At 43.3% G+C, this 10,021-nt stretch carries 12 protein-coding genes and 1 other annotated feature; of the genes, 8 read left to right on the top strand and 4 right to left on the bottom strand.

Annotated features, from left to right (window positions below; all coding sequences use genetic code 11):
• Window positions 1-108 precede the first annotated feature (108 nt).
• The 3 genes from PGQ38_RS18505 to thrS all read left to right on the top strand — a co-directional run bounded on the left by PGQ38_RS18505 (window position 109) and on the right by thrS (window position 4,011).
• Window positions 109-624, top strand: coding sequence for an SEC-C metal-binding domain-containing protein (locus tag PGQ38_RS18505; RefSeq protein WP_118578503.1), 516 nt, complete (start codon window positions 109-111; stop codon window positions 622-624).
• Between the two features lie 207 nt (window positions 625-831).
• Window positions 832-1,578, top strand: coding sequence for a YdcF family protein (locus tag PGQ38_RS18500; RefSeq protein ID WP_187564989.1), 747 nt, complete (start codon window positions 832-834; stop codon window positions 1,576-1,578).
• A gap of 72 nt (window positions 1,579-1,650) precedes the next feature.
• Window positions 1,651-1,858: a binding site (T-box leader), on the top strand.
• Window positions 1,859-2,076: 218 nt separating this feature from the next.
• Window positions 2,077-4,011: a threonine--tRNA ligase gene (gene thrS / locus PGQ38_RS18495; RefSeq protein WP_204453790.1), complete on the top strand. Its 1,935-nt coding sequence runs from the start codon at window positions 2,077-2,079 to the stop codon at window positions 4,009-4,011.
• A gap of 173 nt (window positions 4,012-4,184) precedes the next feature.
• Here the strand turns inward: thrS and PGQ38_RS18490 are convergent, their stop codons facing one another.
• Window positions 4,185-5,054 carry a shikimate dehydrogenase gene (locus PGQ38_RS18490; protein WP_118578501.1) on the bottom strand — a complete coding sequence of 290 codons (870 nt, stop codon included), beginning with the start codon at window positions 5,052-5,054 and terminating at the stop codon, window positions 4,185-4,187.
• Window positions 5,051-5,251: a DUF6783 domain-containing protein gene (locus PGQ38_RS20265; RefSeq protein ID WP_306467801.1), complete on the bottom strand. Its 201-nt coding sequence runs from the start codon at window positions 5,249-5,251 to the stop codon at window positions 5,051-5,053. The genes PGQ38_RS18490 and PGQ38_RS20265 overlap by 4 nt, the downstream gene beginning before the upstream one ends.
• On the opposite strand from PGQ38_RS20265, the gene PGQ38_RS20260 reads away from it, so the two are divergent.
• The 5 genes from PGQ38_RS20260 (at window position 5,171) to PGQ38_RS18470 (ending at window position 8,755) form a co-directional block, all read left to right on the top strand.
• Window positions 5,171-5,554 carry a DUF6783 domain-containing protein gene (locus tag PGQ38_RS20260; RefSeq protein ID WP_308768491.1) on the top strand — a complete coding sequence of 128 codons (384 nt, stop codon included), beginning with the start codon at window positions 5,171-5,173 and terminating at the stop codon, window positions 5,552-5,554. The genes PGQ38_RS20265 and PGQ38_RS20260 overlap by 81 nt on opposite strands.
• The gene (gene aroD, locus PGQ38_RS18485; protein WP_308768490.1) at window positions 5,439-6,176 is read left to right on the top strand and encodes a type I 3-dehydroquinate dehydratase; all 738 of its coding nucleotides are present in this window, start codon (window positions 5,439-5,441) and stop codon (window positions 6,174-6,176) included. The genes PGQ38_RS20260 and aroD overlap by 116 nt, the downstream gene beginning before the upstream one ends.
• Window positions 6,177-6,427: 251 nt before the next feature.
• Complete coding sequence (locus PGQ38_RS18480) at window positions 6,428-7,273, top strand: sigma-E processing peptidase SpoIIGA (RefSeq protein ID WP_118584313.1); 846 nt, start codon at window positions 6,428-6,430, stop codon at window positions 7,271-7,273.
• A 57-nt stretch (window positions 7,274-7,330) separates the two neighbouring features.
• Window positions 7,331-8,017 (top strand): RNA polymerase sporulation sigma factor SigE, encoded by a 687-nt coding sequence (gene sigE, locus PGQ38_RS18475; protein ID WP_465221166.1) that lies wholly within the window; start codon window positions 7,331-7,333, stop codon window positions 8,015-8,017.
• A gap of 306 nt (window positions 8,018-8,323) precedes the next feature.
• Window positions 8,324-8,755 carry a hypothetical protein gene (locus PGQ38_RS18470; protein ID WP_270433036.1) on the top strand — a complete coding sequence of 144 codons (432 nt, stop codon included), beginning with the start codon at window positions 8,324-8,326 and terminating at the stop codon, window positions 8,753-8,755.
• A gap of 107 nt (window positions 8,756-8,862) precedes the next feature.
• Here the strand turns inward: PGQ38_RS18470 and PGQ38_RS18465 are convergent, their stop codons facing one another.
• Together PGQ38_RS18465 and PGQ38_RS18460 are read right to left on the bottom strand one after the other, a co-directional pair.
• Window positions 8,863-9,444 carry a hypothetical protein gene (locus tag PGQ38_RS18465; protein ID WP_270433034.1) on the bottom strand — a complete coding sequence of 194 codons (582 nt, stop codon included), beginning with the start codon at window positions 9,442-9,444 and terminating at the stop codon, window positions 8,863-8,865.
• A 65-nt stretch (window positions 9,445-9,509) separates the two neighbouring features.
• Window positions 9,510-9,761: a hypothetical protein gene (locus PGQ38_RS18460; RefSeq protein WP_270433031.1), complete on the bottom strand. Its 252-nt coding sequence runs from the start codon at window positions 9,759-9,761 to the stop codon at window positions 9,510-9,512.
• Window positions 9,762-10,021: the final 260 nt, after the last annotated feature.

Genomic DNA, 10,021 nt, shown 5'->3' with positions numbered 1-10,021 from the left:
AATTTTGGAGAAAAAATAAGATTTGTGTTTTTCAGCAAAAGATGGTATAATAATTTTCAGCTGTAAAACGGCATAATTACGAAATTTTGTTGAAAAGAGGAATAAGAAATGAGCGACAAGACCATTTTAGAGCAGTGGCGTGCCATTGCCTATGACCAGCAGGCAGATCGTAATAAACTTCAGCAGTTCTGGGCAAAATATTTTAACATTGAGAAGAACATTTATGCACAGCTTCTTGAGAATCCGGACGAAGTAGTTACTGGTACAGTTAAAGAGCTGGCTGAGAAATATAATCAGGAAGTGCTCACCATGGTTGGTTTCCTTGATGGAATCAATGACAGCCTTAAGGTTCAGAATCCGATCGAGACTATGGATGAGAATACTACCGTAAGTCTTTGCTTTGACAAAGAGCTTCTTTACAAGAATATGGTAGACGCTAAAGCTGACTGGCTTTATAATCTTCCACAGTGGGACAAGATCTTTACCCCGGAGAAACGTAAAGAGCTTTATCTTGAGCAGAAGAAATCCGGTACTGTTGTTAAGGCACACAAGATCGGACGTAACGATCCGTGTCCATGCGGAAGCGGAAAGAAATATAAATTCTGCTGCGGAAGAAATAAATAAGAGAATGTGAATACTGACCGGGATCCGGTGGATTCCGGCTGTGGGGACGGATTGCAATGGTGGATAACTGCCAGGCAATCCGTTTCGTGTATATTTATAGGAAAATTAGTTGATTTATGAGTTCTACAAGTATGAATCAGTTTGCTTTGTGCGAGTAATGAGTGAAACACGCAGAGTGGATTTGAATTTAGAAAGAGAGAAGAGAATTTGAGTTTATTTTGTTTTTGCGCCGGGATTTTAAGCCTGGCTTATTATGTGCTGATCGTGGTATATGCTGGCATTACAGCTGATTTTGCCTGGTTCTGGGTACTGCTTACAGCGGTTCTGGAAGGCAGCGCAGTACTGATCCGCTATGGCAGAAATCATCCGGGAATTTTCCCTGGATGGCTGGGAACTGTGATCATGGTGGCTGTGCTGATCGGAAGTGTCTGTTTTGGATTTATCTGCAGCTGTGTGATTTCCGGAATGAAGTCTTCCGGGAAAAAGAACCTGGATTATGTAGTTGTGTTAGGCGCTCATGTAAAAGGAGATGTACCATCCAAGGCCCTGGAACTTCGTCTGAAGGCGGCACTGAAATATGCCAGGGAGAATGAAGATACCACGCTGATCCTTTCCGGCGGACAGGGCTTGGGGGAGGATATTACGGAAGCAAAATGTATGGAGAATTATCTGACAGCGCATGGTATTTCACAGGAGCGGCTGGTGTTGGAAGAGAAGTCTACAAGCACGAAAGAAAATCTGAAATTTTCCGATGAGCTTACCGGGTGCAGTAAGAAAAATACGGGAATATTGTCAAATAATTTTCACGTGTACCGGGCAGTAAAATTGGCGGAAAAGCTGGGATATAAACATCCTTATGGAATTGCGGCGGTATCAGATCCTATTATGCAGGTGCATTATGTGGTGCGGGAAGTAGCAGCACTTGTAAAAGAAAAACTTCGGGGAAATATCTAATTTTTTATCATCTTTATTTCGCAGATTATTGACAAACCCAAAACCCGAGGCTATAATGGGACACAGTGATAAGAAAACACGTTGACGAGAAGAGTAAACTGTGGAATGTTTCAGAGAGAGGCAGGCGGCTGGAAATGCCTTATCAGGAAACAGTTGAAAACTACCTCCGAGTGGCCCTAATCCGGTCCGGTGATTCCGTTACCATCAAATAAGTGGCCTGGTTTACAGATACGTATGCTATGGCAAGCAGGGTGGAACCGCGAGTATATTCGTCCCTTACAGTGTGAGAGCATTGTAAGGGGCTTTTTGTTTTTCACGAGCAATGAGTTAAAGTCCACGCTTGTGTGTGACCTTGGTGACTTCCGCTCGTCTCGTCCCTGCATGGGAGTACAGGAAATGCATTGTTTTCAGTGCTCAGTCAAACGTTACCATACGTTTTTCGTATCAGACAGTTTCCTGCCGGATACAGTTTCAGAAAAAGAAAAGGAGACACGAATCATGATTATCACATTAAAAGACGGTTCTAAAAAAGAATACGCAGAAGCAAAATCCGTTATCGACATTGCGGCTGATATCAGCGAAGGCCTTGCAAGAGTTGCATGTGCAGGAGAGGTTGACGGAGAAGTTGTTGACCTTAGACATGTAGTTGACAAGGACTGCGAGTTAAGCATCCTGACATTTGAGGATGAGGGTGGAAAAGGCGCTTTCCGTCACACCACATCCCACATTATGGCACAGGCAATCAAGAGACTGTACCCGGATGTAAAGCTTGCAATCGGACCATCTATTGCAGACGGATTTTATTATGATATTGACAGCGAGAACCCGATCACTACAGAGGATCTTGCAAAGATCGAAGTTGAGATGAAGAAAGTGGTAAAGGAAGCACTTCCGATTACCCGTTTTACTAAATCCAGAGAAGAAGCGATCGCATTCTTCAAAGAGAAAAATGAGCCATATAAAGTGGAGCTTATCGAAGATCTTCCAGAAGATGCTGTGATCAGCTTTTATCAGCAGGGTGAGTTTGTTGACCTTTGTGCAGGACCTCACCTTATGACAACCAAACCGGTAAAAGCATTCAAGCTTACCAGCATTGCAGGTGCTTACTGGAGAGGAAGCGAGAAGAATAAAATGCTTACCAGAATCTACGGAACTTCTTTCACAAAGAAAGCAGATCTGGAAGAATATATTACCCGTATGGAAGAGGCGAAGAAACGTGACCACAGAAAGCTTGGTAAAGAGCTTGGTCTGTTCATGATGAGCGACGAAGGTCCTGGATTCCCGTTCTTCCTTCCTAAGGGAATGGTTCTGAAGAATACTCTTCTTGATTACTGGAGAGAAATCCATCAGAAAGCAGGATATGTTGAGATTTCCACACCGATCATGCTGGCACGTCATCTTTGGGAGACATCCGGACACTGGGATCATTACAAAGAAAATATGTATACAACTGTAATTGACGATCAGGATTTTGCAATCAAGCCAATGAACTGTCCGGGAGGTATTCTTGTATACCAGTCAGAACCACGTTCTTACCGTGATCTGCCGCTTCGTATGGGTGAGCTTGGTCTGGTACATCGTCATGAAAAATCCGGACAGCTTCACGGACTTATGCGTGTACGCTGCTTTACACAGGATGATGCCCATATCTTTATGATGCCGGAGCAGATCCGTGAGGAGATCAAAGGGGTTGCAAAACTGATTGACGAGGTATATCAGCTGTTTGGTTTCAAATATCACGTAGAGCTTTCCACACGTCCGGAAGATTCCATGGGAAGTGATGAGGACTGGGAGATGGCTACAGATGCTCTTCGCGGAGCTCTTGACGACCTCGGGCTTAATTATGTAGTAAATGAGGGAGACGGAGCGTTCTATGGACCGAAGATTGACTTCCATCTTGAGGACTCCATCGGAAGAACCTGGCAGTGTGGTACTATCCAGCTTGATTTCCAGCTTCCGCTCCGTTTTAATTGTGAATATGTTGGTGCTGACGGCGAGAAACATCGTCCGATCATGATCCACCGTGTTGCTTTTGGATCCATCGAGCGTTTTATCGGTATTTTGATCGAGCATTTTGCAGGTGCATTCCCAACATGGCTTGCTCCTGTACAGGTGAAGGTGCTTCCGATTTCTGATAAATATATGGATTATGCAGAAAAGGTTGTAAACGAGCTGAAAGAGTCTGGTATTCGTGTCGAAATTGATACCCGTGCTGAGAAAATCGGTTACAAGATCCGTGAGGCAAGACTTCAGAAGATTCCTTATATGCTGGTTGTTGGTGCCAAAGAAGAGGAAGAGGGCAAAGTTTCTGTAAGAAGCCGTTTCCTGGGAGATGAAGGTGCGAAGGATCTTGGAGAGTTCATTACTTCTATCAAAGCTGAGATCAAGAGCAGAGAGAACCGTAAGGTAGAGGTTCAGGAAGAGCAGAAATAAGCCGGATTTTCCGAAAAAGTTTTAAGTGAATAAATAGGAACGTGATTTCCATATAAAAGAAAGGCGCTGCTGTGAGATGCGGCGCCTTTCTTGAAAATATTAACATTGTTATAAAATATAGCTGGATTAGGTGAAAAAATATATAATCTTGTGAATTATAGCAGATGAATGCATTATTCGGAAAAGTATTTCGCCTTAATTTCCTCCACTGGCATTTCTTTTCCTGTCCACAGACGGAACGCTTCAGCCCCCTGGTAAAGCAGCATATACATACCGTTGAAGGTGCGGCAACCAGCCTCTCTTGCTTCGCGCAAGAATCGTGTCTCACGGGGATTGTAGATCACATCTGACACGATCAGATCCGGATGATAAAGACTGGTATCTTCAATAATGGACCCTTCTGTATCAGGAGCCATCCCCACTGAGGTGGCATTGAGAAGAAGCGCACTCTCGGAGATAGCCTGTGCCAGTTCTTCTTTATCCTTGTTTTCGTGAAGAATGGCCTGGCAGGGAAGAGTGGCGTTGATATTTTCCACCAGCTTCTGTGTGCGGTTCCAGAAACGACTGGTCTCACGGGCAAAAATATGGATTTTTTTTACCCCGTCAAGGGCAGCCTGTGCACAGATGGCAGTAGCTGCACCACCGGCCCCCATGATGGTGATGGTTTTTCCGATCACATCATATCCTGCATCTCTGACAGCCTGCATGTATCCTACACCGTCAGTGTTATAGCCGGTAAGGCGTCCATTGTCATTGACTACGGTGTTCACAGCGCCGATCAGTCGGGCAGCAGGGGAAAGCTCGTCCAGAAGCTCCACGATCTTGTTTTTGTTTGGCATGGTAAGGTTGAAGCCACGGATTCCGCAAGTTTTCAGTCCCATGACAGCAGTTTCCAGATTTTCCTCGTTTACATTGAAGCAAAGATAAGTGTAATCAAGATCAAGAAGATGGAATGCTTCATTGTGCATAAGTGGTGAAATACTGTGTGCCACCGGACTTCCAAGAAGTGCGGTAAGCTGTGTGTGACCGGTAATTGGGATCATAAGGTACCTCCTGAAGTTTCTATTATTTTGAAAGTCCAAGGCAATAGCAGTGACTGATCTGGGGTAGAGCGTGTTTGAAAAATCATTCCCGCAATCTGCACGCCCCACTTTGCGGTATATTTCACCCGAATTCGGTTGCCGTAGCCCGCTACGGCGCCCTCATCCGAGCGAAATCTCCCACAAATTGTGACGCACATCTTGCAGAAAGCCTTTTTCAAACACGCTCTAGTATGAACAGCCTTAAGATATTGGAATATGAACTTTCATTTAGTTTAAAACTGGAAATCATTAAAGCGTTACTAAGTATATATTATTCTATGAGAAAGGAGATGTCAAGAAATGACAAAACCTATTCAGATAAAGAACCTGACCATTGGAGCAGGAATCCCGAAAATCTGCGTTCCTCTTACTGGAACCACCAGAGAAAAAATCTGCCAGGAAGCAGAGGATGCCAAAAAAGCAGCTGCAGATCTGGTGGAATGGCGTGCAGATTTCTTTGAAGAACTGATGAATCCGGAAGCCTGCCAGAATGTGCTTGAAGCGTTGGCAGAAATTCTTGGTGAAACACCACTGCTTTTTACAATCCGGACAAGTGAGGAAGGCGGAAATATTACCATTTCTCTGGAGGATTACGCTGCCTGCAATATAAATATTGCAAAAGGCAAAAAGGCAGACCTGGTTGATGTGGAAGTTATGAGTAATTCGGAAGAGAAGAAAAAGCTGGTGGCAGAGCTTCAAAAAGAAGGAGTCAAAGTGATCGCTTCTTCCCATGATTTCCACAAAACAGACAGTCAGGAGGTTCTTTTAAACCGCTTCCGCGAAATGGAAAAATCAGGCGCTGATATTTTGAAAATGGCGGTAATGCCTCATGGTTTCGAAGACGTGGCAGCAATTATGGAGGCAACAAATGTTATGAGACAGGAGTGCGAAAAGCCTTTGGTATCCATGGCAATGGGAAGTATTGGTTCTATTACCCGAATTTCCGGAGAGAACTTCGGCTCTGGCATTACCTTTGGAACAGTTGGCGCCGCATCTGCACCGGGACAGTTTCCGATTGGAGAACTGAGAAGTCTTCTGGATGCTTTACATGAGAAAAATGAAGAAGACGAATTAAAGCAGTAGAATTAATTTTGCACGAAGCATGAAAAAATGAATTGCTTTAATTGAAAATAATATTGACAGAATTAATTTAGAACAAAATAACGAAAAATGACAGATCATGCTGTCGATTTGGGGCGAGAAATTCTTAGGATTTCCCGCCCCTTTTTGACAAAATCTGCGCCCTCTGTGACCGTATAATGGGTTCACTTACCAAAGTGAAGGATTGACGTTACCACAAAAGGTAACGGACGACAGGCCACAGGGGGCTTTTTATGTATTATGACGTATACATAGACATCGTCTTTCTGACGAATCTTTTAATGGATTACGTTCTTCTTCGCATTGTAGGAAAGCTTTTCCTGCGAAAAAGAAATCGTGGAAGGATTTTGCTGGCGGCAGCCGTTGGCGCTCTGTTTTCCTGCCTCATTTTATATGTACTGCCGGATATGATTTTTCCTGCAAAGGTACTGCTCCATGGAGGATGTGCCTGGGGCATGCTGGTTCTTGGACTGGATCTTAAGAAAAACGGACTTCTGGTAAAAGCACTGGTGACTGTTTACCTGATGGCTTTTTTCATGGGAGGCCTTATGGAAGCAGCACCTGTAAAAAAGGCAACACCCATACGCTTTTTGATTGTTGCCGCAGGAGCCTACATGGGACTTAGTGCACTGATCTATCTTAGCGATTCTTTCCGTGCCAGATGGAAAAATATTTATCCAGTCACCCTGTCCTATCGGGGAAATGTACAACCGTTTTTCGGGCTTTGGGATACAGGAAATTTTCTTGTAGACCCCATCAGCCAGAAGGAGGTATTTATTATAAAACCGGAGGTTCTGGAAGCATTGCTTCCGCAGGAAAATGCAGACAGGCTGAAACACCTTAAGGAGAACCCAGGGGAGCTGGAAGGTACAGAGCCGGCTGACTTGCATCCGCACTTTTTGCCCTATAAGACAATCGGGGAGGAAGGCGTGCTGTTGGCAGTGGTGTTAGATGACCTTTGTATTCACACTCCCAGGGAGGTGATTCATGTGGCAAATCCGGTGCTGGCGCTGGCCGTGGAACCCTCTGCTTTGGGAAAAGAGTACCAGGTACTGTTGAATTCCAGAATTTTGCATTAGGAGGGGGACTTATTCATGAACAGATCAGCAAGTGCAGCGTATTATCCATTTCAGGTAATGCCCAGATTCCTGCTCGGCAGACAGGGAGAGGTTTATTATATTGGTGGAAGTGATATTCTGCCGCCGCCACTGGAAACACAAAGAGAAGCGAGGATCCTTGAAAAACTGGGTACACCAGAGGAGAAAGAAGCTAAGTCTACCTTGATCGAGCACAATCTCAGGCTGGTGGTCTATATAGCCAAAAAGTTTGATAATACAGGTGTGAGTGTGGAGGATCTGATCTCCATTGGCACTATCGGGTTGATTAAGGCAATCAATACTTTTAACCCGGTAAAAAATATTAAGCTGGCTACGTATGCATCCAGATGTATTGAAAACGAAATTCTTATGTATCTCAGACGTAACAGTAAGACGAAAATGGAGGTTTCCATAGATGAGCCACTGAATGTGGACTGGGACGGAAACGAGCTTTTGCTTTCTGATATTTTGGGAACGGATGATGATGTGATCTCCCAGAGGCTGGAGAACGAGGTGGAGATCAAGCTTCTTGGAATAGCAATTTCCAAGCTTTCTCCAAGGGAACAGACGATTATCAAACTGCGGTTCGGGCTTGGAAGACAGGAGGGAAGGGAAAAAACACAGAAAGAAGTGGCGGACCTTTTGGGAATTTCACAGTCTTATATTTCCAGGTTGGAAAAAAGGATCATGAAGAGATTGAAGAAGGAAATTGTGAAGTATGAGTAAAAGTGAATAGCTGCAAGTTGAGGCTTTGCATGGTCTGCTTCTGTTGTTCATATTGTCCAGCCTCTCAAATATTCGTGGCTTCTTTGCCCATGAAAGCATGGCTTGGAGGGAACCTTTATCAAAATAACAAAATGGCGCAAGCAGGCTATGGGTTGATTTGGAAATTATACTTAGCGAAAAGAAGGACAGAATATGGGCGCGTATTGGAATAATAACGGCAAAAATGGGAATTCTACAATAGACATAGAGGATAGTTTTATTATTTCATATGTAAAGAAATGGATTTACAGTAAAGGAGACACGCTTATGAATGCCGATGTAGAATTTCTAAACTATGTGTATCAGAATTCCCAGATGGGTATAGACACCTTGGAGCAGCTGCTTGAGATTACGGAAGACGAAAAATTGCAGACATGTCTGGAAAAGCAAATTGAGGGCTATCGGAAGTTTCATAACGAAGCCAGGGATATTCTGAATCGGAGCGGATATGACGAAAAAGGTCTTGGCACCTTTGAAAAAATCCGCACCTACCTTATGGTTAACCTCCAGACCATGGCCGACGACTCCACCTCCCACATCGCCAAAATGCTGATCCAGGGCAGCAGCATGGGAATTACCGAAGCCGTGAAAAAGCTTCATCAGTACGAAAATGATGTGGAGAAAGACATCAAAAAGCTGATGGAACGGCTGCAGGAATTTGAAGAGGAGAATGTGGAGAAACTGAAGGAATTTCTGTAGGAAATAAGGCGGCGGGGGAGATGTTTCCAGATGAAGGAAGTATTTATCCTCCGCCAGTTTTGCGCAAGGATATTATGAAATTACAATTATTCATAGAAAAAATTAGTTTAAGAATTTTGAGCTATATAGTTGTCTAGATATTCCTGTGCCTGGTTTTCAGAAAACTGAAATTTCGTCATTAGTTTTTGAACAATGGCATCTGAAGAGAGGTTAAATTCCAAACACATTTCAATAGTTGCCTGGATTTTTCCATTCCGTTCTCCGTCTTCATAACCCTCTTCCCGAAACATACGCAAGGTTTTCTCTTCATCATATTCATAAATACTCATAGCTTTCGCCTCCGCTCGGTTCTTTAGTAAAAAATCCCGCAGGATGTTTTCATGGATACATTCGGTAATTGCCTTCTCAACTGCGTCAGTCAGTGGCATTTCAGCAGAATAGGTACGAATGCGAGCAACATATTCGGAGTAATCACGAAGGGTATGACAGGCATTCATTAATTCCTGGTTATGCCCCTTATTGATGTTAAGCATAACCGCTTTCAATTCCAACGCTGGTTGGTCGGTTGTTGGATGAAATAACTCTGAAAGAAGAAATTCTGTCCTGTCTGGCTGCGACTTCACACCATTATAAAAGATTACGAAGGAAGGCAGCGGAATCTGCACTTTCTTGGAACCATATATGTTCATGTCTTTCGTATAGGCTGAATAAATATCTGTTATGTACATGAGAAAGCGTAAAGGTAGGTTGGGATTTACCGTGGACTGTTGTTCATAAAGTGCCAGGCGCATATCAACAGGCGCATATCAATAATAAAGGAAAGATCATTTTCCATTGTCATGTAGATTGCGTTATCCAATGTAGTAATTGTTAGCATTGCAGGATCATCATAATGAGTTCCGTTAATTGCATTGTAAAGTTTCAGTAATTCTGATTTGTCATTAAAAATCATCTTGTAGAGTCGATCCTTGTAAATACGGTTTACAGGTAAAGATACATTGTTCATAGAAGACCTCCTTATAAAGATGGTGGAAGGCCTCTTAATGTAAATCTCTACATTTTGGTCAGAAACCTTCCTGCTGCTATATGGGAAAAGCATGAGATTTCTGAAGCGGCAGAGCGCCGAAGATACCAGAGATGATATTAAATAGACTTACTGAAATGAAATGCTTTGTTATAGTATAGCCCATGGCGGGCTAAAATGCAAGAAAAAGAGTTCGACATGATTCGACAAATAATTTGAACAAAAAAATATAAACTTTTTTG

The sequence above is a fragment of the Blautia faecis genome, assembly GCF_027662325.1.
In the GTDB taxonomy this organism is placed as follows: domain Bacteria; phylum Bacillota; class Clostridia; order Lachnospirales; family Lachnospiraceae; genus Blautia_A; species Blautia_A faecis.
This window is presented reverse-complemented; position numbering and strand designations above follow the sequence as displayed.